Genomic DNA, 25,355 nt, shown 5'->3' with positions numbered 1-25,355 from the left:
GTTGATTACTTCCCCGCAGTCAACGCGTTGTAGCTGGTCATCAAATTCCGATAGTCCGGAATGTGGTTGGAGCACAGCGCAGCCAGCCCTTCCACATCGTTGCGCCAGTCGCGGTGCAGCTCACAGGCCACGCCGAACCAGGTCATCAGCTGGGCGCCCGCCTGGCTCATGCGGTCATGGGCGGCATCGCGGGTCATTTCGTTGAAAGTACCGGAAGCATCAGTCACCACAAACACATCGAACTCTTCTTCCAGCGCCGACAGCGCCGGGAAGGCTACGCAGACCTCAGTCACCACACCGGCAATGATCAGCTGCTTCTTGCCGGTGGCCTTCACCGCCTTGACGAAGTCTTCGTTGTCCCAGGCGTTGATCTGGCCTGGGCGGGCGATGTACGGGGCGTCCGGGAACAGGGCTTTCAGTTCTGGCACCAGCGGGCCGTTGGGGCCTTGCTCGAAGCTGGTGGTGAGGATGGTCGGCAGGTTGAAGAACTTGGCCAGGTCAGCCAGGGCCAGCACGTTGTTCTTGAACTTGTCCGGCTCGATGTCGCGCACCAGGGACAGCAGGCCAGCCTGGTGGTCCACCAGCAGCACGGCGGCGTCGTCTTTGTTCAGGCGGTTGTAGGTGAATTTGCTCATGGTCTGTGCTCCTAAGGGTTATGAATTTTTCAGCAATTCGGGGTGTTTCGCGTTGATGGGCACAGATTAAAATCATCACCTTCACGGCGGTAGACTGCGAAAAATGCCTTTAGCGTTCCATTTGGAGAACGATCATTGGAAGACCTCAACTCCCTCTACTACTTCACCCAAGTCGTTGAGCACGGTGGCTTCGCCCCAGCCGGCCGGGCGCTGGACATGCCCAAGTCAAAGCTCAGCCGGCGCATCGCCGACCTTGAAGACCGCCTGGGCGTGCGCTTGCTGCACCGCACCAGCCGGCACTGCTCACTGACCGAGATCGGCCAGGCCTACTACAACCGCTGCCTGGCCATGCGCGTAGAGGCAGAGGGCGCGGCAGAGATCATCGAGCGCAACCGCAGCGAACCACGCGGGCTGGTGCGCATCAGTTGCCCGACTACCCTGCTCAATTCCTGGGTTGGGCCGATGCTGACCCGCTACATGCTCAAGTACCCGCAGGTGGAGTTGTTCATCGAAAGTACCAACCGCCGTGTCGACCTGTTGCACGAGGGCTTCGACATTGCCCTGCGGGTGCGCTTTCCGCCGCTGGAGAACACCGACATGGTGATGAAGGTGCTGAGCAACAGCACCCAGTGCCTGGTCGGCCAGCCGCAATACCTGGAGCAATTGCCCAAAGGTTTCGACCCACAGCTGCTCGGCACGCTACCGAGCGTGCACTGGGGCAGTGCCCAGCGTGAGTACCAGTGGGAGCTGTTTCAGGGTGAGGGCAACAGCCGCAGCATCGTCATCCCGCATAAGCCGCGCATGGTGACTGACGATCTGTTCGCGTTGCGCCACTTCGTGGTGGCAGGCGTGGGGATTGCCCACTTGCCGCGAGTGGCGGTGCGTGAAGACCTGGCGGCAGGGCGGCTGGTAGAGCTGCTGCCTGAGTGGCACCCGCGTTGCGGGATCGTCCATGCGATCTTCCCGTCGCGGCGCGGGTTGCTGCCGTCGGTGCGAGCGTTGATCGATCATCTGGCTGAGGAATTTGCCATCAGCGACATGGCTTGAGCACCGGCGAAAGCGCCAGCAGTGAAAGAACAGAAAAGGGGGCCAAAACTGGCCCCCTTTTTCACATCAGTTCAGCTTAGAAAGCAAAGCATGAACAACCCAGCGCACCCCAGAAGCCCTGGAAGTCATTCACCGGTACGCTCGAATGCCGCGCTTTCTCATGGCTGTGCGCATGCACCCCGCATGGCCCGCTGCACTGGTGCACGGCGGCGGCCAACGATGGCGTACCGACGCGCCAGTGCCCCGGCACCTTGACCACCGGCGACCATTCCGGCAACACAGGCACCTGCGGCGGGCCCAGTTTGTCGAACTCACCTGCGCCGTACACCACCTTGCCATCGACGATCGTCAGCACCGACTCGATGCCCTTGATCGCCTCTTCATCGACGCTGAAGAAGTCCAGCGACAACGCCGCCAGGTCGGCCAACTGGCCCACTTTGATCTGGCCCTTCTTGCCCTGTTCGCTGGAGAACCAGGCACTGCCCTGGGTAAACAGCTGCAGCGCGGTATCGCGGCTCAGGCCTTCCGGGTACAGCGCCATGCCGCCAACGGTCTTGCCGCTGACCAGCCAGTACAGCGAGGTCCACGGGTTGTAGCTGGACACACGGGTGGCGTCGGTACCGGCGCCCACCGGTACGCCCATGTCGAGCATGCGCTTGATTGGCGGGGTCTGCTCGGCCGCCTTGGCGCCGTAGCGGTCGACGAAGTATTCACCCTGGAAGGCCATGCGGTCCTGGACGGCGATACCACCGCCCAAGGCGCGCACGCGCTCGATGTTCTGCGGGGTGATGGTTTCGGCGTGGTCGAAGAACCACGGCAGGCCGTTGAACGGGATGTCGCGGTTGACCTTCTCGAACACGTCGAGCATCCGCGTGATCGATTCGTTGTAGGTGGCGTGCAAGCGGAATGGCCAGCGTTGCTCGACCAGGTGGCGCACCACCGGCTCCAGCTCTTCCTCCATGGTCTGTGGCAGGTCCGGGCGCGGCTCGAGGAAGTCTTCGAAGTCGGCGGCCGAGAACACCAGCATTTCACCGGCGCCGTTATGGCGCAGGAAGTCGGTGCCGCTGTGCAGCTTGACGCTGGCGGTCCACTTCTTGAAGTCGTCCAGTTCTTCCTTGGGCTTCTGGGTGAACAGGTTGTAGGCAATGCGCACGGTCAGCTGGTTGTTGTCGGCCAGCTCCTGGATCACCGAGTAGTCGTCGGGGAAGTTCTGGTAGCCGCCACCGGCGTCGATGGCACTGGTCAGGCCCAGGCGGTTGAGTTCGCGCATGAACTGGCGGGTGGAGTTGACCTGGTACTCCAGTGGCAGCTTCGGCCCCTTGGCCAGCGTAGCGTAGAGGATCATTGCATTGGGGCGGGCGATCAGCATGCCGGTCGGGTTGCCGAACTTGTCCCGCTGGATTTCACCACCCGGCGGGTTCGGCGTGTCCTTGGAGTAGCCGACAGCCTTGAGTGCCGCGCGGTTGAGCAGTGCGCGGTCGTAAAGGTGCAGCAGGAACACCGGGGTGTCGGGCGCGGCCTGGTTGATCTCTTCCAGGGTCGGCATGCGTTTCTCGGCGAACTGGAATTCGTTCCAGCCACCGACCACACGCACCCACTGCGGCGTAGGCGTGCGTGCGGCCTGGTCCTTGAGCATGCGCAAGGCATCAGCCACCGACGGCACGCCTTCCCAGCGCAACTCCAGGTTGTAGTTCAGGCCGCCGCGGATCAAGTGCAGGTGCGAGTCGTTCAGGCCTGGGATCACCGTGCGCTGTTTGAGGTCGATGATTTGCGTGGCTGCCCCCTTGTGGGCCATGGCCTCGGCATCGTTGCCCACGGCGACGAAGCGGCCATCCTTGATGGCGACAGCAGTCGCGGTAGGTTTTTCACGGTCAACGGTGTGTAGTTTGCCGTTGAACAGAATCAGGTCGGCGGACATGGAACCTCCTTGGCTGGATGCGTGAGCTGAACCGGCTTGGCCGGTGAAGGGCAATGCGGACCAGAGCGCGCCGGCGGCACCGAGCACGGTGCTGGTGGCGAGGAACTGGCGACGGGTCTTGTCGTTGCGGTCCTGGGACATGATGTTCTCCGTCTCTGGGTGCGGTGGCAGGCGCAACTGTGGAGCATGCCGGTTGGTGCTGGGTCAGGGCCTGGATGGCTGTGCGATGGGTTGTAGAAGGTTAGCCCTGATCAAATTTTGTGCCGCCAAGGCTGCCCATTCGAGGTCAAGCCCGAGACGGCGCGGCTCACCCACGCAGCCAATTGGCGCAGCGGCGGGTTACCCAAGGCATGATGTAGAACACCACGGGCAGGATGACGAACAGGTTCACGACCAGGTTGCCGGTGATCGGGCCGCCCAACTGCGGGAAGCGTGCGAACAGCGGCGCCAGCAGTTGCGGAATGACCATGGTCATCGGGCAGATCACCAGGTAGGTCAGCAGCGCCTGCTTCCAGCGCGGCGGTTGCGCTACCGTGGCGCCCGTTGGGCTACCGAGCACCTTGTGTTGAAGGCATACGGTCACCACTTCGCGGTTGTCTTGGAGTGCGGTGTTCATCGGCGTTCCTTGGGATGAGCTTGCCCGCATCCACTGTGCAACGGCGGACGGGCGGTGGATTGGATGGGTATGCAGCCCTGGCCGGGCACCGCCTGGGGGTGCCCGGAAAGGTTGGCTTACTTGCCGGCGTTGAAGGCGTTGTAGCTAGTCATCAGGTTGCGGTAGTCCGGGATGTGGTTGGAGCACAGCGCGGCCAGGCCTTCGATGTCGTTGCGCCAGTCGCGGTGCAGCTCACAGGCCACGCCGAACCAGGTCATCAGCTGCGCACCGGCCCGGCTCATGCGGTCATGGGCGGCGTCACGGGTCATGGCGTTGAAGGTCCCGGAGGCATCGGTCACCACGAACACTTCGAACTCTTCCTCCAGTGCCGCCAGGGCCGGGAAGGCAACACACACTTCGGTCACGACGCCGGCGATGATCAGCTGCTTCTTGCCGGTGGCCTTCACGGCCTTGACGAAGTCTTCGTTGTCCCAGGCGTTGATCTGGCCTGGGCGGGCGATGTACGGGGCGTCCGGGAACAGGGCTTTCAGTTCTGGCACCAGCGGGCCGTTGGGGCCTTGCTCGAAGCTGGTGGTGAGGATGGTCGGCAGGTTGAAGAACTTGGCCAGGTCAGCCAGGGCCAGCACGTTGTTCTTGAATGCGTCGGGTTCGATATCGCGGACCAGGGACAGCAGGCCTGCCTGGTGGTCGACCAGCAGTACGGCGGCGTCGTCTTTGTTCAGGCGGTTGTATTTGAAGTGGGTCATGGTGGCAGCTCCTGATGGTTTTGATTTTCAGTAAGTAGGGTGTTTCGCGTTGATGGTTGAAGATTAAAACCAGGACCTTTGGAGCGGTAGATGGTGGTTTTTGGCTTTAACGTTCTGTTTTAGGAACGATAGATTGGCGTTGATTTTGCTGGCCTCTTCGCGGGCTGCCATTGCCTGCCCTGCAAACCTGCTCTATTACTACCCACAGCCCTCCCCTCACCCCGAGACCACCATGCTGGCGTTCATCCAGTCATCCCCGTTGTTGCTCGGTACCGCCCTGATCCTGCTCGACCTCGTGCTCTGGCAAGCCATCCCCATGCAGCGCCGAGCCTGGCGCATCGGCACGCGGCTGGTGATATTCCTGCTGTTCAGTTCGGTACTGGTGGCCGCCGGCATGAGCCCGCTGCAGCCGCCACCCTGGCCCGACGATGTCTCGCGCAACCTGATGGCCACGGTACTGGCGATCGGCTGGTGGCTGTTTGGCGCACGCACGGTGACCGTGGTGTTCGGCCTGTTGCTGGTAGCCCGTGGCAGCCATGGCGGGCGGTTGCTGCAGGATGTGCTGGGGGCGTTGATCTTCCTGGCCGCCGTGGTGGCTGCCGCAGGCTATGTGATGCAGCTGCCGGTGAAGGGCCTGCTGGCCACCTCCGGGGTGATGGCCATCGTCATTGGCCTGGCGTTGCAGAGCACCCTGGCTGACGTGTTCAGCGGCATCGTGCTGAACACCACGCGGCCCTACCAGATCGGCGATTCCATCTCTATCGACGGCACCGAAGGCAAGGTGCTGGACATCGACTGGCGCGCCACCCGCTTGCTCACCGGCAGCGGCAGTTTGGCGGTAATCCCCAACTCGGTGGCGGCCAAGGCACGGCTGCTCAACCACAGCCGCCCGGCCGATGTGCATGGGGTCACGATCAGCGTGGTGGTGCCGGCCAAGGTGCGCCCCAAGCGGGTGTTCGACGCGCTGGAAAAGGCCTTGCAAGGCGTCAGTGCCATTCTTGCCACCCCAAAACCGAAAGTAACGGTGAAGGCCTCGACGCTGGAGTCAGTGGAGTACGAGGCCAGTGGCTTCGTGGCCGATATGGGCGCCAAGGGTGACGCGCGCAACCAGCTGTTCGACCTGGCGCACCGGCATCTGGAAGCCAGCGGAGTGATGTGGAACGTCGACCTGGCCGTGCCGCCGCGCAGCCGCCAGCGCGAAGTGCTGGACGAGGTCCGCGTGTTCCGCTCGCTGAGCGATGAAGAGCGAGACGCCTTGAGCCAGCGCATGACCGCAGTGGAGTACCTGCCGGACCAGGTGATCCTGGGGGTTGGCGAGCATTCAGATCATTTGCTGGTGATTGGCAGCGGGGTGGTATCGGCGTCGGTGCGCGATGGCGACAAACTGCTGGAAGCCGGGCGCATGGGGCCGGGTGAAGTGCTGGGGATCGAGGGCATCATCGACGAAGACGATTCGCTGGCCGAGTTCCGCACGCTGACCAGCTGCGTGCTGTACCGCATCGACAAGGAACAGGTGAAGAGCTGCCTGCAGCAGCGTGGCGAAGTGCAGACGGCGTTGAGCAAGTTGCAGCGGTTTCGGCGGCAGAACCGCGAGTCGTTGTTGCTGCAGAAGCCGGCCCTGATCAAGAAAGGCGGCTTCCTCAGCTGGTTACACAAGTAAGCCGGAACTGGCCTCTTCGCGGGTTCACCCGCGAAGAGGCCAATGCTTACAGCACAACTCTCAAGCATTGCCCCGCGTGGTACAGCGAGAAGCCGGACTCATAGAACGCGGTGCGCAATGAAGGCGCACTCACCCCGCTCATGGGCGAAAACGGAATCGGCAGGCTGTCCGCTTCCCCTTTCAGCAAAAACTCGGCAAATGCCCGACCGATCACGGTGCCCGTGGTATTGCCCCGCCCGTTGTACCCCGTCACCGCCACCAGCCCCGGCGCCGGCTCGAACAGGCGCATCAGGTGGTCGGGGGTGAAGTCGATGCAACCGGTCCAGTGCATTTCCCACTCGACCTTGCCCAGTTCCGGGTAGTAGTGGCTCTGGATCCGGTCCGCCCAGCTGCGCACGAACCACGCTGGCTTGTTGTCGACCCGGCCCAGGCTGCCGAGCAACAGGCGGCCCTGGTCGTCGCGGCGGATGCTGCTGAGCACGGTGCGGGTGTCCCACGAGCCCTGGCCATGCGGCAGCACCTTGTCGGCGGCTGCGCCTTGCAAAGGCTTGGAAGCCACCTGGTAGTAGTAACCGCGGAAAAACTGCTTCTGCAGGTTGCTCCAGTCGCCTTCGGTGTAGGCACCAGTGGAAATCACCACCTTGTCGGCGCGCACCGAACCCCGCGCAGTCTTCACCCGCCAAGCATCGCCGTCACGCTCCAGGCCTTCGACCGAAGACTGCTGGAACAGCTTGCCGCCCAGGCGGGCCACGGCGGCGGCCAGGCCCTGAGTGTAGCCCATCGGGTTGATGGTGCCGGCGCGGCGGTCGAGCAGCGCGGCAGAGATCTTGTTGGTGCCGCAGTATTCCTGGCATTGGGCGCCGGTCAGCAGCTCGACGTCGGCACCACGGCGGCGCCATTGTTCGTGGCGGGCTTCGAGGTCGGCGATGCCCGTGGCGTTATGCGCCATGTGCAGCGTGCCTTTGTGCTGGGCCTGGCAGTCGATGCCAAGGCGTTCGATCATGGCGAACACTTCAGCCGGGGCTTCGCCAAGCACCTTGTTCAGGCGGCTGCCTTGCTTCTGGCCGAGGGTGGCCTCGACGTCGTCGGGGCGGATCCAGGTGCCAGCGTTGACCAGGCCGACGTTGCGCCCGGAACCACCGTGGCCGATCTTCCACGCCTCCAGCAAGATCACCGACTTGCCCTGTTCGAGCAGATGGATGGCTGCCGACAGACCGGTGATACCGCCGCCGATCACGCAGACATCGGCCTTGTGCTCACCGGCCAGGGCCTGGGCGGCAACGCTCGGTTTGCTGACGAATTCCCACAAGCATTCTTGACGCAGTTCGGACATGGCCCGGCTCCAGCAGTGTTGTTCTTATTGCAGGTGCATCTGGTTTATTGGGGCCGTTTTGCGGCCCATTCGCGGGTGAACCCGCTCCCACAGGGACATCACAGGTTCCGAAAGCTGTGTTGTCCCTGTGGGAGCGGGTTCACCCGCGAACCGGGGGCATAGCCCCCGGCCATGCAGCATCAAACCATCAGTCGAACACGATACCCTGTGCCAGCGGCAGCTCACGCGAATAGTTCACGGTGTTGGTCTGACGACGCATGTAGCCCTTCCAGGCATCCGAACCCGACTCACGGCCACCACCGGTTTCCTTCTCGCCACCGAACGCACCGCCGATCTCGGCGCCGCTGGTGCCGATGTTGACGTTGGCGATGCCGCAGTCGCTGCCCGAAGCACTCTGGAAGCGCTCGGCTTCGCGAATGTCGGTGGTGAAGATGCACGACGACAGGCCTTGTGGCACTTCGTTGTTCAGGCGCAGGGCCTCTTCGAAGTCGTCATAAGCCAGCACGTACAGGATCGGGGCGAAGGTTTCGTGGCGCACCACATCGCTTTGCGCCGGCATTTCGGCAATGGCTGGCGAGACGTAGTAGGCGTTCGGGTACTGGTCGGCCAGCTGACGCTCGCCACCAAACACCTGGCCACCTTCGTCGCGGGCCTTGGCCAGCGCGCCTTGCATGGCGTCGAACGACAGTTTGTCGATCAGCGGGCCTACCAGGTTGTCCTTGCGCGGGTCACCAATGCGCACTTTGCCGTAGGCGGCTTTGACGCGGGCAACCACTTCGTCCTTGATCGAGCGGTGCACGATCAGGCGACGCAGCGTGGTGCAACGCTGGCCGGCGGTGCCGACAGCGGAGAACAGGATGCCGCGCACGGCCAGGTCCAGGTCCGCGCTCGGGGCCAGGATCATGGCGTTGTTGCCACCCAGTTCCAGGATGCTGCGGCCAAAGCGGGCGGCCACACGTGGGCCGACTTCGCGCCCCATGCGGGTGCTGCCGGTGGCGCTGACCAGCGGGACACGCGGGTCATCGACCATGGCTTCGCCGGCTTCACGGCCGCCGATCACCAGTTGCGCCAGGCCAGCCGGGGCGTCGCCAAAGGCTTTCAGGGCTTTTTCGAACAGCGCCTGGCAGGCCAGGGCGGTCAGCGGGGTCTTCTCGGACGGCTTCCACACTACCGAGTTACCGGCCACCAGGGCCAGCGCGGTGTTCCAGGCCCATACCGCGACCGGGAAGTTGAAGGCGCTGATGACGCCAACCACGCCCAGCGGGTGCCAGGTTTCGCGCATGTGGTGGCCTGGGCGCTCGGAGGCGATGGTCAGGCCGTACAGCTGGCGCGACAGGCCCACGGCGAAGTCGCAGATGTCGATCATTTCCTGCACTTCACCCAGGCCTTCCTGAGTGATCTTGCCGGCTTCGATCGAAACCAGCTCGCCCAGGTCGGCCTTGTGCTCGCGCAGCACTTCGCCGAACAGGCGTACCAATTCGCCACGGCGCGGGGCCGGCACAGTGCGCCAGGCGTCGAAGGCGCTTTGGGCCTGATCGATGCGGGCGATGGTCTCGGCCTTGCCGAGCAGTTTCACCGAGGCGATCTGGCTGCCGTCGATCGGCGTGTGAACAGGGTAGTCGCCCTGGGTGTAAGCCTCGGCGGCAACGCCAAGGCGCTCGAGCAATCCAGCAACCATTAGTGCTTCTCCTACATCGGGTGATGGGGTGGAAAATTGATGGGGATCAGTATTAATCCGATCACATAGGTACAACAAACGACCTTTATTCCGCATATCATTCCACCAGGTAATGATTCGAGCCGCAGAGACCGCTATGTCCAAACGCCTGGTGCCTTCCATGACCGCCCTGCAGTGCTTTGAAGCTGCAGCCCGCCACTTGAGCTTTACCCGTGCCGCCGAAGAGCTGCACCTGACCCAGAGCGCGGTCAGCAAGCAGGTGGCGCAGCTTGAAGACATGCTGCGCCACCACCTGTTCCTGCGCATCCGCCGGCGCCTGCAGCTGACCCCGGCCGGAAGCCTGTACCTGGCCGAGGTCAACAAGATCCTCACCCAGGTGGATATGTCCAGCCGCTACGTGCTCACTTATGGCGAGCAGACCGAGATATTGAAGGTAGCCACGCAACCGAGTTTTGGCGTGCGCTGGTTGATCCCGCACCTGAAGGGCTTTGGCAAACGGCACAGCAATATCCACCTGGACATCCGCAACGAGATGGAGCCGTTCGCCTTGCTGCAGGGTTCGGCTGACGTGGTGTTCTTCTATGGCCAGGGCACGTGGCCGGGGGCCACCTGCGTGGAGCTGTTCCGCGAAGAGGTGGTACCGGTGTGCGCGCCGGAGCTGCTGGCCGGGCGCACGCTGGGCGATGCCGCAGAGCTTGCCGACCTGGTGCTGCTGCAAAGCACGTCGCGGCCGGAAGCGTGGCATGAGTGGTTCCAGGAGCTGGGCTTGCAGAGCGTCAGCGCCTATCACGGGCCGCGCTTCGATACGTTCTATATGGCGTTGAGCGCGGCACAGGCCGGGTGCGGCGTGGCGCTGGTGCCGCGTTACCTGGCGGCGAAGGAACTGGCGGACGGGAGCCTGGTGGTGCCGTGGAACCATGCGATGCGCAGTGCCGGGGCGCATTACCTGGCGTATGCCGAGCATGCGGCGGAGGTGCCCAAGGTGCGGGCGTTGGTGGAATGGATTCACGAGCAGCTTCAGGCTTGAGGGCCTCTTCGCGGGTAAATCCGCTCCCACAAGGGCGTTGCGCAGCCACTGCGGGAGCGGGTTTACCCGCGAAAGGGCCCTGAAGGTCGATCAAAAAAGGAATGACACACTCACTTTTTTTCGCTTGTGAGCCAAGTGCATTCCCAGCTTTCATGTAAGCGTCCGAACCCAACCAGGAAGCTAGCGATGCCCGCCCACGATTTCGTCAGCCCAGACAGCATCCGCGCGCAGTTCTCTGCCGCCATGTCGCTCATGTACAAACAGGAAGTGCCGCTGTACGGCACGCTGCTGGAGCTGGTGAGCGAAATCAACCAGCAGGTCATGGCCCAGCAACCCGAGGTTGCCGAGGCCCTGCGCTGGACCGGCGAAATCGAACGCCTGGACCAGGAGCGCCACGGCGCCATCCGTGTGGGCACCGCTGAAGAACTGGCCACCATCGCGCGCCTGTTCGCGGTCATGGGCATGCAGCCGGTCGGCTACTACGACCTCAGCTCTGCCGGCGTGCCGGTGCACTCCACTGCCTTCCGTGCGGTGCACGAGCAGGCGCTGCACGTCAGCCCGTTCCGTGTATTCACCTCGCTGCTGCGCCTGGAGCTGATCGACAACCCGCAGCTGCGCGAGTTGGCCCAGAGCATTCTGGCCAAACGCCAGATCTTCACCGCCCGTGCCCTCGAGCTGATCGCCCAGTGCGAACGTGATGGCGGCCTTAACGCAGCGGATGCCGAAGCCTTCGTGCAAGAAGCCCTGCACACTTTCCGCTGGCACCATGACGCCACCGTCACAGCCGAGCAATACCAGCAGTTGCACGACCAGCATCGCCTGATCGCCGATGTGGTGGCCTTCAAGGGCCCGCACATCAACCACCTCACGCCGCGTACCCTGGACATCGATGCAATCCAGGTCGGCATGCCGGCCAAGGGCATCCCGCCAAAGGCCGTGGTCGAAGGCCCGCCCACTCGTCGCCACCCGATCCTGCTGCGCCAGACCAGCTTCAAGGCCCTGCAGGAAAGGGTCGCGTTCAGCGACCAGCAAGGTAGCGAAGGCAGCCACACCGCGCGCTTTGGCGAGATCGAGCAACGCGGCGCGGCGCTGACGCCGAAAGGCCGCCAGCTGTACGACAAACTGCTCGACGCTACCCGCGCCGCGTTGGGTGGCGCACCGGCCGAGGCCAATGCCGAGCGCTACATGGCGCTGCTGACGGCAACCTTTGCCGAATTCCCGGACGACCTGGCGCAGATGCGCGAGCAAGGCCTGGCGTATTTCCGCTATTTCGCGACGGAGAAAGGCCTGGCCGCGCGTGACCAGGAAGGCCGCCCGACTACCCTGCAAGGGCTGATCGACGCTGGCCATGTGCACTTCGAAGCGCTGGTGTACGAGGACTTCCTGCCGGTGAGCGCGGCGGGGATCTTCCAGTCCAACCTGGGCGACGACGCGCAGGCCGAGTACGGCAGCAACGCCAACCGCGATGCCTTCGAAGCGGCGTTGGGGCTGCAGGTGCAGGATGAGCTGGCGTTGTATGCACAAAGCGAACGCCGCTCGCTGCAAGCCTGCGCACAAGCATTGAACCTGGGTTCGATGTAAGGGCTTCCGTCCCTTTCGCGGGCTCGCCCGCGAAAGGGACGGCACAGGCGATCAGAGAGGCGGCAGGATTTCCACATCGGGCAAATCCATCGCCGCCACCTCCTGCTCCAGAAACACACTCAAGCGCCGCAACCGCTCGCCGCCTCGCCGGGTTCGCGGCCACACAAGGTAGTAATCCATCCCGCTGGGCACGGCCGTCGGCCAAGGCAGGCTCAAGCGCTTTTGCGCCACGTCCTCGGCCACCATCAGTAAATCGCCCATTGAAATCCCGTAGCCCCGCGCGGCGGCAATCATGCCCAGCTCCAGTGTGTCGAACACCTGGCCACCCTTGAGCGACACCTTGTCGCCAAGCCCCATGCGCTCCAGCCACTCCCGCCAATCGCGCTTGTCCACCGTGGGGTGCAGCAACTCGATGCTAGCCAGCCGGCACACGTCCCAGGGTTGTTCGTCGAGCAGGTCAGGCGCACCGACCGGGATCAGCAGCTCCGGGAACAGCTTGCGCACCTCCCAGTCTGCGGGGAACACCCCATCACTGAGCAACACCGCGCAATCGAACGGCTCCTGGTTGAAGTCCACATGGTCGACGTCCATCCACGCGCTGGTCAGTTGCACCTCGTTACCCGGTTGCAGGTGGCGAAAACGGCTCAGGCACGCCAGCAACCAGCGCATGGTCAGGGTCGATGGGGCTTTCATGCGCAGAATATCGTCTTCGCCACACAAGGTTTCGCAAGCCCGCTCAAACGCCGCGAAACCTTCACGTACACCCGGCAGCAACACCCGCCCCGCTTCGGTCAGTTGCAGGCTGCGGCCACTGCGCACGAACAGGCGGCAGGCAAAATGCTCCTCGAGTGTGCGGATATGCCGGCTGATGGCGCTTTGGGTGATCGAAAGCTCCTCGCCAGCACGGGTGAAGGAGCTTAGCCGCGCGGCAGCTTCGAATGCGCGCAAGGCATACAGCGGTGGTAGCTGGCGTGACATGTGGTACCTGCAATATGGGCGTATGACGTGAATCACCGAGGAGCATATATGCATGAGTTCAACTCATGCCAACTATCGGATTTATCCTTTTGTGCAAAGTTGACCGAAGCCTCAGAATCGCCGTTCGTTGATCACCCCAGAATGAAGGATCGCCCCCATGCACGTCGCGCCCACCACAGAACTCAAGGCTTTGCTGCGCCTGGCCGGGCCGCTGATTGCCTCGCAGTTGGCGCACATGCTGATGGTGCTGACCGACACCCTGATGATGGCCCGCATCAGCCCCCAGGCCTTGGCCGGTGGTGGCCTGGGGGCGGCCAGCTACTCGTTCGTGTCGATTTTCTGCCTGGGCGTGATCGCCGCAGTCGGCACCCTGGTTGCGATTCGCAAGGGCGCCAATGACATCGAGGGTGCCACACGCCTGGCGCAGAACGGTTTGTGGCTGGCCTGGGGCCTGGCGCTGTTCGCCGCGCTGGTGCTGTGGAACCTTCAGCCGGTTCTGCTGCTGTTCGGGCAACAGCCCGAAAATGTGGCCTCGGCCGCAGAATTCCTCACCCTGCTGCCGCTGGCCCTACCCGGCTACCTGACCTTCATGGCCTTGCGCGGCTTCACCAGCGCACTGGGCCGCTCGACCCCGGTGATGGTCATCAGCCTGGTCGGCACCGTGCTCAACTACCTGTTCAACGTGGCGTTGATCGAAGGCATGTTCGGCCTACCCAAGCTGGGCCTGATGGGCATCGGCCTGGTCACCGCCGTGGTGTCGATGGGCATGGCCATTGCGTTGGCATTGTATATCCGCTGGCACTCGGCCTACGCCGCCTACCCGCTGCGCAAGGGCCTGTCGCGCCCATCGCTGCCGGCACTGCGCGAGCTGTGGCGGCTGGGCCTGCCGATTGGCGGCACTTATATGGTGGAAGTGGGCCTGTTCGCCTTCGCCGCGCTGTGCATGGGCGTGCTGGGCAGCACCGAACTGGCGGCGCACCAGATCGCCCTGCAGATCGTGTCCACGGCGTTCATGGTACCGACTGGCTTGTCGTATGCGGTCACCATGCGCGTGGGCCTGTACTACGGCGCTGGCAACCTGCTGGCAGCACGCAGCGCCGGGCGTGTGGGCATTGGCTTCGGGGCAATGATCATGTTTGCCTTTGCCGCGTTGTTCCTGCTGCTGCCCGAGGCGCTGGTGGGGCTGTTCATCGACCGCAATGACCCAGCCTTCGCCGCGATTTTCCAAGTGGCCGTGCAGTTGTTGATGGTGGCAGCGTGGTTCGAGCTGTTCGACGGCATGCAGACAATTGCCATGGGCTCGATCCGTGGGCTCAAGGACGCCAAGACCACCTTCTTGATCGGTCTGGTGTGCTACTGGCTGGTGGGGGCGCCGAGCGCCTGGTTGTTCACCTTCACCCTGGGCGGGGGAGCAGTGGGTATCTGGTGGGGGCTGGCGCTGGGGTTGGCGTGTGCGGCGGTGGCGCTGACCTTTGGCTTTGAGTGGCGGATGAAGCGGCTGTTGAGAAAGGCTGATTTGTCTGGTGGGACTGCGGTGTCTGTTTGATTGCAGGGGCTGCCTTGCAGCCCTATCGCGACACAAGGCCGCGATGGAGGGCAAAGCCCTCCCCTACGACCTCACAGGCTAACCAGCTTCGGCCTGCTGCAATCCAGCAAGAACTCGATCAACTCCCCGACCGGCAATGGCTTGCTGACCAAGAAGCCCTGCACCTGGTCACACCCAAACCCGCGCAACAGCGCCAACTGCTCTTCACGCTCCACCCCCTCGGCCACCACCTCGAGGTTGAGGTTGTGCGCCAGGTTGATCATGGCGTGCACCAGCTTGCGGTTCTCTTCACGCATTTCCATTTCCGCAACGAAGCTGCGGTCCACCTTGAGCAAGGTAATCGGCAGGCTGTTGAGGTGCACGAACGAAGAAAACCCGGTGCCGAAATCATCGAGCGAAAAGCGCACACCCAGGCGCCCCAGCGCGTCCATGGTCTGGCGCACCAGCTCGTTACGACGCATCACCGCCGTTTCGGTCAGTTCGAACTCCAGCCAGCGGGCATCCACACCGTGCTCAAGGATCAACCGGCTCAAGGTGGCCAACAACTGGCTGTCCTGGAACTGGCGGAAACTCAGGTTTACCGCCATGTGCAACGGCTCCAGGCCGCGCTCGCACAGGGCCTGCATATCGCGCAGGGCGCGGGAAATCACCCAGTAACCCAAGGGCACGATCAGGCCGCTCTGCTCGGCCAGTGGCACGAACTCGCTGGGTGGCAGCAGCCCGCGCTCGGCATGGCGCCAGCGCACCAGCGCTTCCAGGCCGACGATGCGCCCGTCTGCCAGGTTCATCCGCGGCTGATAGTGCAGCTCCAGCTCGTCGCGGCGCAGGGCACGGCGCAGTTCGCTTTCCAGGTCGGCAAGGCTGCGGGCGTTGCGGTTGATACGTTCGTTGAACACATGGAAGGTGCAGCCCTGGCTGCCCTTGGCCTGACGCATGGCGATATGCGCGTGCCACATCAGCGGATCGGCGCCGCTCTGCGCGCGAGCATGGGCCAGGCCCAGGCTGCAGCCCAGCAGCAGGCTTTCGCCGTCGATCCAGTAGGGTTCGGCCAAGGCCTCGACGATGCGTTCGGCAATCCATTCGGCGCGATTGGCGTCGCGGCGTGTGTCGATCAACAAGGCGAACTCGTCGCTACCCAGACGTGCCAGCTGGTCACCCGCCTCCAGCTGATGTTTCAGCCGTGCCACTACCTGCAGGATCAGGCGGTCACCACTCTGGTGACCAAGGGCGTCATTGACGTGGCGGAAGTTGTCCAGGTCCAGGTGGCCAAGCGCAACGCCACGGCCTTCGTTTTCGGCCAGGCGTGCGTTGAGCAAAGCCTGGAAGCCCTGGCGGTTGGCGATGCCGGTCAGCGGGTCCTGCTCAGCCAGGCGCTGCAAGGTGGCCACCAGCACGCTGCGCTCACGCACATGGCGCAGTGAGCGGCGCAGGCCATCGGCATTGAGCTGGTCGCGCACCAGCCAGTCGCTGACGGCGCTGGGCGGTGCCTCGGGCTCATGGTCGAGCAGCAGGATGGTCGGCAGCTCGCAACGCCCGGGAGCGGGCTGCAAGGCTGGCGTCGCCAACACGACGGCATGGCGATCATGGCTGAACAGGCTGTCGATCGCCTCCCAGTTCGGCGCGGTCAACAGTACGGCGCTGCCGCCCAGTGCAGGCATGCACGCGCGCAACACGGCGGCCCATTCCGGCTCATCGGCCAACAGCAGCAAACGCAAAGGTTCGACAGGCGTGGACAAGCGGGCTCCTTAGGGCTTGACGGTGCAACGAGATCTGGCGGGTATGCTACTGTATTTAATGAAAATGATTTTCACTTTTATACATGTTTCTGGTGTAGCAGCCCGACGTATTTTGTCGTGCATCCTGCGCGAAACGAAACAAACCGGCAAATATGATTTTTTCAGCTACTAGCATTAGTGGCACTAATAGTTAGGCGGACAAAAGTCTGACTCAGACGTCAGACGGTCGCGCCACAACCGCTCCATGCCTGTTAGAATGCGCGGCTATTTTCTGGCGACCCCCGGTTTCTAGCATGTCCCGACTCAATCCCCGGCAGCAGGAAGCCCGTGACTATGTCGGCGGCCCTCTTTTGGTGCTCGCCGGTGCAGGCTCGGGCAAGACCAGCGTGATCACGCGCAAGATTGCCCACCTCATCCAGAACTGCGGCATCCGTGCCCAGTACATCGTGGCGATGACCTTTACCAACAAGGCCGCGCGCGAGATGAAGGAGCGTGTCGGCACCTTGTTGCGCCCGGGGGAAGGCCGAGGGCTTACGGTGTGTACGTTCCACAACCTGGGCCTGAACATCATTCGCAAGGAGCACGAGCGCCTCGGCTACAAGCCGGGCTTCTCGATCTTCGACGAGTCCGACATCAAGGCGTTGCTGTCGGACATCATGCAGAAGGAATACTCCGGCGACGACGGCATCGACGAGATCAAGAACATGATCGGTGCCTGGAAGAACGACCTTATCCTGCCGCCAGAGGCCCTGGAAAAAGCGCGCAACCCGCGCGAGCAGACCGCCGCCATCGTCTACACCCACTACCAGCGCACGCTCAAGGCGTTCAACGCGGTGGACTTCGACGACCTGATCCTGCAACCGGTCAAGTTGTTCCAGGAACACCCCGAAGTGCTGGAGCGCTGGCAGAACCGCGTGCGCTACCTGCTGGTGGACGAATACCAGGACACCAACGCCAGCCAGTACCTGCTGGTGAAGATGCTGATCGGCATGCGCAACCAGTTCACCGTGGTGGGCGACGACGACCAGTCGATCTACGCCTGGCGAGGTGCCCGCCCGGAAAACCTGATGCTGCTCAAGGAGGACTACCCCTCCCTGAAGATCGTCATGCTCGAACAGAACTACCGCTCCACCAGTCGCATCCTGCGCTGCGCCAACGTGCTGATTGCCAACAACCCGCACGCGTTCGAAAAGCAGCTGTGGAGCGAGATGGGCGTAGGCGACGAGATCCGCGTGATCCGCTGCAAAAACGAGGAAGCCGAGGCCGAACGCGTGGCCATGGAAATCCTCACCTTGCACCTGCGCACCAACCGCCCGTACAGCGACTTTGCCATCCTTTACCGTGGCAACTACCAGGCCAAGCTGATCGAGCTGAAGCTGCAGCACCACCAGGTGCCGTATCGCCTGTCGGGCGGCAACAGCTTCTTCGGTCGCCAGGAGGTCAAGGACCTGATGGCGTACCTGCGCCTGCTGGTGAACCCGGACGATGACAACGCCTACCTGCGCGTCATCAACGTACCTCGCCGGGAAATCGGCTCCACCACCCTAGAAAAGCTCGGCAACTATTCCACCGAACGCGGCATTTCGATGTACGCCGCCAGCGAGGAGCTGGGCCTGGGTGAGCACCTGGATGCCCGCTACACCGAGCGTTTGCAGCGCTTCAAGCATTGGCTGGACGGGGTGCGCCAAAAGGTTGCCCTGGAAGACCCGATTGCCGCGCTGCACGAGATGATCCGCGACATCGACTACGAGAACTGGATCCGCCAGCAGACCGCCAGCGACAAGGCTGCCGAGTTCCGCATCAGCAACGTCTGGTTCCTGGTCGAAGCGCTGAAAAACACCCTCGAGAAGGATGAAGAGGGTGACATGACCATCGAGGACGCCATCGGCAAGCTGGTGCTGCGCGACATGCTCGAGCGCCAGCAGGAAGAGGAAGAAAACGCCGAGGGTGTGCAGATGATGACCCTGCACGCCTCCAAAGGCCTGGAGTTCCCTTACGTGTTCATCATGGGCATGGAAGAGGAAATCCTCCCGCACCGCTCCAGCATCGAGGCCGACACCATCGAAGAGGAACGCCGCCTGGCCTACGTGGGCATTACCCGCGCGCGCCAGACTCTGGCCTTCACCTTCGCTGCCAAGCGCAAGCAGTACGGTGAAATCATCGACTGCACGCCAAGCCGGTTCCTCGACGAACTGCCTCCGGACGACCTGGCCTGGGAGGGCCTGGACGATGCACCGGTCGAGGTGAAGGCCGCACGCGGCAACAACGCCCTGGCCGATATCCGGGCAATGCTCAAACGCTGATCAACCATTACTCTTTAACTTTGCCGCTATTTGCGGCCACCTTTGCTACATCGAGGAAAACAAAGTGGAAGCACTGCATCAGAAGATTCGCGAAGAAGGCATCGTGCTTTCCGATCAGGTTCTCAAAGTCGACGCGTTTCTCAACCACCAGATCGATCCGGCGCTGATGCAGCTGATCGGTGACGAGTTCGCCCGCCTGTTCGCCGACGCCGGCGTGACCAAGATCGTCACCATCGAAGCCTCGGGCATTGCCCCGGCGGTGATGACTGGCCTGAAGCTGGGCGTGCCGGTGATCTTCGCGCGCAAGCATCAGTCGCTGACCTTGACCGAAAACCTGCTGACTGCCTCGGTGTATTCCTTCACCAAGCAGACCGAGAACACCGTGGCCATCTCGCCACGCCACCTCAACAGCAGCGACCGCGTGCTGGTGATCGACGACTTCCTGGCCAACGGCAAGGCTTCGCAGGCGCTGATCTCGATCATCAAGCAAGCCGGCGCCACCGTGGCAGGCCTGGGCATCGTGATCGAGAAGTCGTTCCAGGGCGGCCGTGCCGAGCTGGACAGCCAGGGCTACCGCGTTGAATCGCTGGCCCGGGTGAAGTCGCTGGAAGGTGGTGTGGTCAGCTTCATCGAATAAGCACCATTGGGGGCCGCTTTGCGGCCCTTTCGCGGCACAAGGCCGCTCCTACAGGAATACGCATAACCCTTGTAGGAGCGGCCTTGTGTCGCGATGGGCTGCAAAGCAGCCCCAGCTATTCATCAGGACGCCGCCAACCCCGCCAGTAGCAACCGCTGATAAAGCTCTTCCTTCAGCCCATGCGGCCTATCAAGCTGCATCCGCTTCAGGTGCCCCTCATACCCCTCCGGCCCCGGCGCATCCAACGCTGCCTTGCCCAGCTCCAGCACCTCGCTCAGCTTGAACTTGCTCTTCAACCAGTCCAGCGCCCGCAACAAGTCCCGCTCTTCAGCCGTAAAGTCCGTCCCCATCGGGTACTCCGGGAACAACCGCGCATGCCGCGCCTTGATCGCCTCCAGCCGCTGTGGCGTATTGTCGGTAAACCGCGCATCCAGCTGAAAATCCCTGGGCAGCTTGCCGGCCTCTTTCGCCTGCTCGATCAGCCCCTGCTGGAACCGCGAATCACACACCGCCAGCAACCGCGCAATCACTTCGCTGTCGGTCTGCCCACGCAAATCGGCAATGCCATATTCGGTCACCACGATATCGCGCAGGTGCCGGGGGATGGTGCAGTGGCCATAGGTCCAGAACAGGTTCGAGGTCACCTCCCCGCCCGACTCACGCCAACTGCGCAGCAACAGGATCGAACGTCCGCCCTCCAGCGCATGGCCTTGGGCGACGAAGTTGTACTGCCCGCCCACGCCGCTGAGCACGCGGCCGTCCTCCAGTTGGTCGGCCACCCCGGCGCCGAGCAGGGTCATACCGAACGCCGTGTTGATAAAACGCGCATCGCGGCGCTGACGGCGCTTCAGTTCCTCCTGCCCGTACAGCTCGTTGATGAAGCTGATACGGGTCATGGCAAACCGCGCGCGCTGTTCCAGTGGCATTTCCCTCAACCGTTGGTAGAACGCCTGCGGGCCAAGGAAAAAACCGCCATGCACCACGGGCCCCTGCTCATCCGCCGGGCGCCGCAGCAGGCCTGCTTCGGCCAGCACCAGCAGGCCGTTGACGAACATTTCGCTGCAGCCGTACAGGCCTTGGGCAAACGTATCCAGACCCCCTTCCCGCTCGATCAGTGACTGCCAAGGGCCAACATCCAATTCTTCCAGCAAGGCACGGTAGCCTGCGTTGTCACCCTGGCGCGCCAGCAGCGCGGCGGCGACTGCATCACCCATGGCACCGATGCCGATTTGCAAAGTGCCGCCGTCACGCACCAGGCTGCTGGCGTGCAAGCCGATGCAGTGGTCCTGGGTGCCGACCGGCATGTTCGGCGTGGAGAACAGCCGGCGCTGCTCGGCTTCGTCGATCAACAGGTCGAAGGCATCGATGGGCAGTTCCGCATCGCCCGGCATGTAAGGCAGCTCGGCGTGCACCTGGCCGAGCATGAGGATGGTTTCGCCGGCCGCACGGCGCTTGGCGATCATCGGCAGCAGGTCGAGGGTGATGTCGGGGTTGCAGGCCAGGCTCAAGTGAACAGGCTTTTCAGGTGTGGCGGCCACCATTTGCGCAATCAGGTTCAAACCTTTGGCGTTGATGTCGCGGGCGGCGTGGCTGTAATTGCTGCTGATGTAGTCCTGCTGGGCCGATTCGCTGTGCAGCAGGCTGCCGGGCTGCATGAAGAACTGCTCTACGCGAATGTTTGGTGGCAGGCTGTCGTTGCGCAAGTCGGCGAGGTAGGTGAGCTCTTCGTAGTCGGCGAAGACGCGCTCGACGAAGGGTTCGAGAAAGCGCCGTTGCAGGCCGTCACCCAATGGCGGGCGGCCGAGGGACAACGCGGTGTAGATGGTCAGCCGTCGCTCGGGCAACTCGCGCACTCGGGCGTAGAGCGCGTTGACGAATGCATTGGGTTTCCCCAAGCCCAACGGCAGGCCCATGTGGATATGAGCAGGCAGGCGCGACAGGACTTGCTCGACAGCCAGGTCGATGGAGCAGAGGTGCATCGGGGCCTCCTGAGACATCCATGGGTTCAGGGGTTGGACACAGTCCGGGCGTGATTGGTTGCCTGTACCGGCCCCTTCACGGGCGAACCCGCGACAGGGAGAGTGCCGGCACCCCAAAAACAAAGCCCGCCATCAATGGCGGGCCTCGTGCGATTCAGCTGTGTCTTACAGGCCGGACATTTTCTTGATCGCCCCTTTCAGGTCGTCATCCGAGCAGTCCGCGCAGGTGCCTTTGGGCGGCATGGCGTTGATACCGGTAATGGCCTTGGCCAGGATGCCGTCGAGGCCGCCCTGGTGATCGGCGCGCTCTTTCCACGCGGCGGTATCGCCAATTTTCGGTGCCCCCAGCAGGCCAGTGCCATGACAGGCATTGCAGTGCTTGGCGATGATGTCATCTGGCGTCTTGGCGCCCCCGCCCCCCGCTGCTGCAGCCACTTCCATGCCCTTGCATTCCTGGCCCTGGACGCACACCTGGCCAACCGGCTCCAGGCGTTTGGCGATGTCGTCATTGGTCGCAGCGGTTGCGCTCATTGCCCAGAGGGCGAATACGGCTGCTGGTACGGCCAGCATCTTCTTGATTTGGTTCACGCGAACACCCTCATGGTGGCTAATCACGCTCGCGGCCACGGATCGGCGAGCGTTGAAAAGTATAGCGGGAACCCAGAGGCCGTGAAACGACCCCACACGGGAAAGGGGTATTGCCGAATCAATGCACTGCGCTGGATCAAAAGTTTGAAGGCGTCGCCGCACTGATCAACCGCGCCGGCTGGTCGAACGGGTTGCGAAAGCGATGCGGGCGAGTGCTTTCAAAGTAGTAGCTGTCGCCTTCTTCGAGAATGAAGATCTCGTTGCCGACCACCAGTTCCAGGCGCCCTTCAAGCAGGATGCCGGTTTCCTCGCCATCGTGGGTGAGCATTTCGGCACCGGTGTCGGCACCTGGCGGGTACACCTCGGTGAGAAAGGCGATGGCACGATTGGGGTGCGACTTGCCGACCAGCTTCATGGTCACCGCACCGTCCGAGATATCGATCAGCTCATGGGCCTTGTAGACGATCTGCGTGGGGCTTTCAGGTTCCAGCTCGACCGAAAAGAACTCGACCATGGACATGGGAATGCCGCTCAACACCTTGCGCAGCGAGCTGATGGAGGGGCTTACGCTGTTCTTCTCGATCATCGAGATGGTGCTGTTGGTCACGCCGGCACGCTTGGCGAGTTCGCGCTGGGACAAGCCCTTGAGCTTGCGGATGGCTTGCAGTCGTTCGCCGACGTCCAAAGCTGGAGCCTCCTGAAACGGTGGGAAGGGGGGTGAATGTGAACGATATCATGGCAATGCCGTTCAGTATTTACAACACACCGCCCTTCAACCTGTCCGCTTCAGCGTGTCATTCGCCGATGTAGTCCCGCGGCACCCGCTTCAAGTTGCAGAAGATCTGGTACGGAATGGTGCCCGCCTGTGCGGCCACTTCGCTGGCCAGCACCTGCTTGCCCCACAGTTCGACCGGGCTGCCGACGGTGGCTTGAGGCACGTCGGTCAGGTCGATGTTGAGCATGTCCATCGACACCCGGCCAATCAGCTGGGTGCGCTGGCCGGCGACCAGCACTGGGGTGCCGTTGGGCGCCTGGCGTGGGTAACCATCGGCGTAGCCCATGGCGACCACACCAACGCGGGTTGGCCGTGGGCTGACGAACTTGGCGCCATAGCCTACCGGCTCGCCGGCAGGCAACTCACGCACGCTGATCACCCGAGATTGCAGGGTCATCACCGGCTGCAACCGCGCGGCTTCTGCCTGGGGCACTTCGAACGGCGTGGCGCCGTACAGCATCAGGCCCGGGCGTACCCAGTCACTGGGCGCCTGCGGCCAACCCAGCACGCCGGGCGAGTTGCGCAGGCTGCATTCGGCCGCCAGGCCCTGGCGGGCGGCCTCGAACACGGCGATCTGCTGGGCGGTAGCATCAGCGTCCAGCTCGTCGGCACGGGCGAAGTGGCTCATCAATACGATGCGCGAAACCTTGCCGCTGGCCAGCAGACGCTGATAGGCGTCGTGGTAGTCCTTGGGGTGCAGGCCAACACGGTGCATGCCGCTGTCTAGCTTCAGCCAAACGGTGAGCGGCTTGTGCAGCTGGGTTTTCTCGATGGCTTCGAGCTGCCACAGCGAGTGCACCACGCACCACAGGTCGTGCTCGGCAATCAGCGCCAGCTCGCTGGCTTCGAAAAAACCTTCCAGCAACAGCACCGGGGCCTTGATACCGGCGGCGCGCAGCTCCAGCGCCTCTTCGATGCAGGCCACGGCGAAGCCGTCGGCTTCGGCCTCCAGGGCCAGGGCGCAGCGCACGGCACCGTGGCCATAGGCATCGGCCTTGATCACGGCGAGGGCTTTGGCACCGGTCAGTTCACGGGCCAGACGGTAGTTGTGGCGCAGGGCCTGGAGGTCGATCAGGGCGCGGGCGGGACGCATGGCGGCTGCCTTATGGTGGTTCACAGGTTGAAAACGGTGTTGGGTTCTTCGCGGCTAAAGCCGCTCCCACAGAGGACCCCTCAATGTCCATGAACATGCGGTCCGTGTGGGAGCGGCTTTAGCCGCGAAGAGGCCGGTGCAGGCTATTACTGCTGGTGAGCCGGCGCGGTCTGCCCGTGCTTGGCCACTTCCGGGCTGTTGCCATAACGGGAAATGTCCAGGCCTTCGGCACTGATCTGCGGCTTCTTGCGCGCGATCAGGTCGGCCAGCAGGCGACCGGAGCCGCACGCCATAGTCCAGCCCAAGGTACCGTGACCGGTGTTCAGGAACAGGTTGCGGAACGCTGTGGCGCCAACGATCGGCGTGCCGTCCGGGGTCGCCGGGCGCAGGCCGGTCCAGAAGCTGGCCTGGCTCAGGTCACCGCCGCGAGGATAAAGGTCGTTGACGATCATCTCCAGCGTTTCGCGCCGACGCGGGTTCAGCGACAGGTCAAAACCGGCGATTTCAGCCATGCCGCCGACACGGATGCGGTTGTCGAAACGGGTGATGGCGACTTTGTAGGTTTCGTCGAGGATGGTCGACGTCGGCGCCATGTCGCCGTTGGTGATCGGCACGGTCAGCGAGTAGCCTTTCAGCGGGTACACCGGGGCTTTGATGCCCAGCGGCTTGAGCATCTGCGGCGAGTAGCTGCCCAGCGCCAGCACATAGCGGTCGGCAGTTTCCAGCTTGCCGTCGATCCACACACCATTGATGCGGTCGCCTGCGAAGTCCAGGCGCTGGATGTCCTGGCCGAAGCGGAACTCCACGCCCAGTTTCAGCGCCATGTCGGCCAGTTTGGTGGTGAACAGCTGGCAGTCGCCCGTCTGATCATTTGGCAGGCGCAGGGCACCGGCCAGGATGTCTTTGACGCCGGCCAGGGCAGGTTCGACGCGGGCAATGCCGTCGCGGTCGAGCAGCTCGTAAGGCACGCCGGACTGCTCGAGCACGGCAATGTCCTTGGCCGCGGCATCCACCTGGGCCTGGGTGCGGAACAGCTGGGTGGTACCCAGGCTGCGGTTTTCGTAGTTGATGCCGGTTTCGGCGCGCAGTTCATCGAGGCAGTCACGGCTGTACTCGGACAGACGCACCATGCGCTCCTTGTTCACCGCGTAACGGCTGGCGGTGCAGTTGCGCAGCATCTGCGCCATCCACAGGTACTGATCGACGTCGCCGGTGAGCTTGATGGCCAGGGGCGCGTGGCGTTCGAGCAGCCACTTGATGGCCTTCAGTGGTACACCAGGGGCGGCCCAGGGCGAGGCGTAGCCGGGCGAGATCTGGCCGGCGTTGGCAAAGCTGGTTTCCATGGCCACCGCCGGCTGGCGGTCGACCACCGTCACTTCAAAACCTTGCCGGGCCAGGTAATAGGCACTGGCGGTTCCGATTACACCGCTACCAAGTACCAAAACTCGCATCGTTCTATCCCTCACACGCGGCACGCCG

Annotated in this window: 20 protein-coding genes; 7 read left to right on the top strand and 13 right to left on the bottom strand. The window is 63.2% G+C overall.

Annotated elements, in window-relative coordinates:
- Positions 1-5: 5 nt before the first annotated feature.
- A complete protein-coding gene (gene ycaC, locus DM807_RS13835; RefSeq protein ID WP_012274792.1) occupies positions 6-635 on the bottom strand; it encodes an isochorismate family cysteine hydrolase YcaC in 630 nt (209 codons plus the stop codon).
- A 135-nt stretch (positions 636-770) separates the two neighbouring features.
- Between ycaC (DM807_RS13835) and DM807_RS13830 the strand changes: the two genes are divergently transcribed.
- Positions 771-1,682, top strand: a complete 912-nt coding sequence (locus tag DM807_RS13830) for a LysR substrate-binding domain-containing protein (RefSeq protein ID WP_012274793.1) — start codon at positions 771-773, stop codon at positions 1,680-1,682.
- 76 nt (positions 1,683-1,758) lie between these two features.
- On the opposite strand, the gene DM807_RS13825 is transcribed toward DM807_RS13830, so the two are convergent.
- From DM807_RS13825 to ycaC (DM807_RS13815), 3 genes are all read right to left on the bottom strand, one after another.
- Complete coding sequence (locus DM807_RS13825; protein WP_012274794.1) at positions 1,759-3,741, bottom strand: amidohydrolase; 1,983 nt, start codon at positions 3,739-3,741, stop codon at positions 1,759-1,761.
- A 166-nt stretch (positions 3,742-3,907) separates the two neighbouring features.
- Entirely contained in the window at positions 3,908-4,216 is a 309-nt protein-coding gene (locus DM807_RS13820; RefSeq protein ID WP_012274795.1) for a putative antibiotic biosynthesis monooxygenase, read from the bottom strand.
- A gap of 116 nt (positions 4,217-4,332) precedes the next feature.
- Positions 4,333-4,962 (bottom strand): isochorismate family cysteine hydrolase YcaC, encoded by a 630-nt coding sequence (gene ycaC, locus DM807_RS13815; protein WP_060515117.1) that lies wholly within the window; start codon positions 4,960-4,962, stop codon positions 4,333-4,335.
- A gap of 232 nt (positions 4,963-5,194) precedes the next feature.
- Between ycaC (DM807_RS13815) and DM807_RS13810 the strand changes: the two genes are divergently transcribed.
- Positions 5,195-6,622 carry a mechanosensitive ion channel family protein gene (locus tag DM807_RS13810; protein WP_041166807.1) on the top strand — a complete coding sequence of 476 codons (1,428 nt, stop codon included), beginning with the start codon at positions 5,195-5,197 and terminating at the stop codon, positions 6,620-6,622.
- 46 nt (positions 6,623-6,668) lie between these two features.
- On the opposite strand, the gene amaA is transcribed toward DM807_RS13810, so the two are convergent.
- Together amaA and amaB are read right to left on the bottom strand one after the other, a co-directional pair.
- Entirely contained in the window at positions 6,669-7,955 is a 1,287-nt protein-coding gene (gene amaA, locus DM807_RS13805) for an L-pipecolate oxidase (protein ID WP_012274798.1), read from the bottom strand.
- A 187-nt stretch (positions 7,956-8,142) separates the two neighbouring features.
- A complete protein-coding gene (gene amaB / locus DM807_RS13800; RefSeq protein ID WP_012274799.1) occupies positions 8,143-9,633 on the bottom strand; it encodes an L-piperidine-6-carboxylate dehydrogenase in 1,491 nt (496 codons plus the stop codon).
- Positions 9,634-9,769: 136 nt separating this feature from the next.
- On the opposite strand from amaB, the gene DM807_RS13795 reads away from it, so the two are divergent.
- Together DM807_RS13795 and hglS are read left to right on the top strand one after the other, a co-directional pair.
- Entirely contained in the window at positions 9,770-10,660 is an 891-nt protein-coding gene (locus tag DM807_RS13795; RefSeq protein ID WP_179027466.1) for a LysR family transcriptional regulator, read from the top strand.
- A 186-nt stretch (positions 10,661-10,846) separates the two neighbouring features.
- A complete protein-coding gene (gene hglS / locus DM807_RS13790; protein ID WP_179027465.1) occupies positions 10,847-12,241 on the top strand; it encodes a 2-oxoadipate dioxygenase/decarboxylase HglS in 1,395 nt (464 codons plus the stop codon).
- A gap of 51 nt (positions 12,242-12,292) precedes the next feature.
- Here the strand turns inward: hglS and DM807_RS13785 are convergent, their stop codons facing one another.
- The gene (locus DM807_RS13785; protein WP_012274802.1) at positions 12,293-13,219 is read right to left on the bottom strand and encodes a LysR substrate-binding domain-containing protein; all 927 of its coding nucleotides are present in this window, start codon (positions 13,217-13,219) and stop codon (positions 12,293-12,295) included.
- A gap of 157 nt (positions 13,220-13,376) precedes the next feature.
- Between DM807_RS13785 and DM807_RS13780 the strand changes: the two genes are divergently transcribed.
- On the top strand, positions 13,377-14,765 hold the full coding sequence (locus DM807_RS13780; RefSeq protein WP_012274803.1) for a NorM family multidrug efflux MATE transporter: 1,389 nt from the start codon (positions 13,377-13,379) through the stop codon (positions 14,763-14,765).
- 71 nt (positions 14,766-14,836) lie between these two features.
- Here DM807_RS13780 and DM807_RS13775 read toward each other — a convergent pair whose 3' ends face one another.
- Positions 14,837-16,501 (bottom strand): putative bifunctional diguanylate cyclase/phosphodiesterase, encoded by a 1,665-nt coding sequence (locus tag DM807_RS13775; protein ID WP_012274804.1) that lies wholly within the window; start codon positions 16,499-16,501, stop codon positions 14,837-14,839.
- Positions 16,502-16,794: 293 nt separating this feature from the next.
- Here DM807_RS13775 and rep point away from each other — a divergent pair, with 293 nt between their 5' ends.
- Positions 16,795-18,804 (top strand): DNA helicase Rep, encoded by a 2,010-nt coding sequence (rep, locus tag DM807_RS13770; protein ID WP_110741832.1) that lies wholly within the window; start codon positions 16,795-16,797, stop codon positions 18,802-18,804.
- A 64-nt stretch (positions 18,805-18,868) separates the two neighbouring features.
- The gene (locus DM807_RS13765; protein ID WP_003253535.1) at positions 18,869-19,441 is read left to right on the top strand and encodes a xanthine phosphoribosyltransferase; all 573 of its coding nucleotides are present in this window, start codon (positions 18,869-18,871) and stop codon (positions 19,439-19,441) included.
- Positions 19,442-19,563: 122 nt separating this feature from the next.
- Here the strand turns inward: DM807_RS13765 and DM807_RS13760 are convergent, their stop codons facing one another.
- From DM807_RS13760 to dadA, 5 genes are all read right to left on the bottom strand, one after another.
- The gene (locus DM807_RS13760; protein WP_179027464.1) at positions 19,564-21,420 is read right to left on the bottom strand and encodes an acetyl-CoA hydrolase/transferase family protein; all 1,857 of its coding nucleotides are present in this window, start codon (positions 21,418-21,420) and stop codon (positions 19,564-19,566) included.
- 165 nt (positions 21,421-21,585) lie between these two features.
- Positions 21,586-21,990: a c-type cytochrome gene (locus tag DM807_RS13755; RefSeq protein WP_033693936.1), complete on the bottom strand. Its 405-nt coding sequence runs from the start codon at positions 21,988-21,990 to the stop codon at positions 21,586-21,588.
- A gap of 154 nt (positions 21,991-22,144) precedes the next feature.
- Entirely contained in the window at positions 22,145-22,693 is a 549-nt protein-coding gene (locus DM807_RS13750) for a cupin domain-containing protein (RefSeq protein WP_012274808.1), read from the bottom strand.
- Positions 22,694-22,802: 109 nt separating this feature from the next.
- Entirely contained in the window at positions 22,803-23,876 is a 1,074-nt protein-coding gene (gene alr / locus DM807_RS13745; RefSeq protein ID WP_012274809.1) for an alanine racemase, read from the bottom strand.
- Positions 23,877-24,022: 146 nt separating this feature from the next.
- Positions 24,023-25,327, bottom strand: a complete 1,305-nt coding sequence (gene dadA / locus DM807_RS13740; RefSeq protein WP_016712682.1) for a D-amino acid dehydrogenase — start codon at positions 25,325-25,327, stop codon at positions 24,023-24,025.
- Between the last annotated feature and the right edge of the window lie 28 nt (positions 25,328-25,355).

The sequence above is a fragment of the Pseudomonas hunanensis genome, assembly GCF_013393325.1.
GTDB lineage: Bacteria > Pseudomonadota > Gammaproteobacteria > Pseudomonadales > Pseudomonadaceae > Aquipseudomonas > Aquipseudomonas putida_P.
This window is presented reverse-complemented; position numbering and strand designations above follow the sequence as displayed.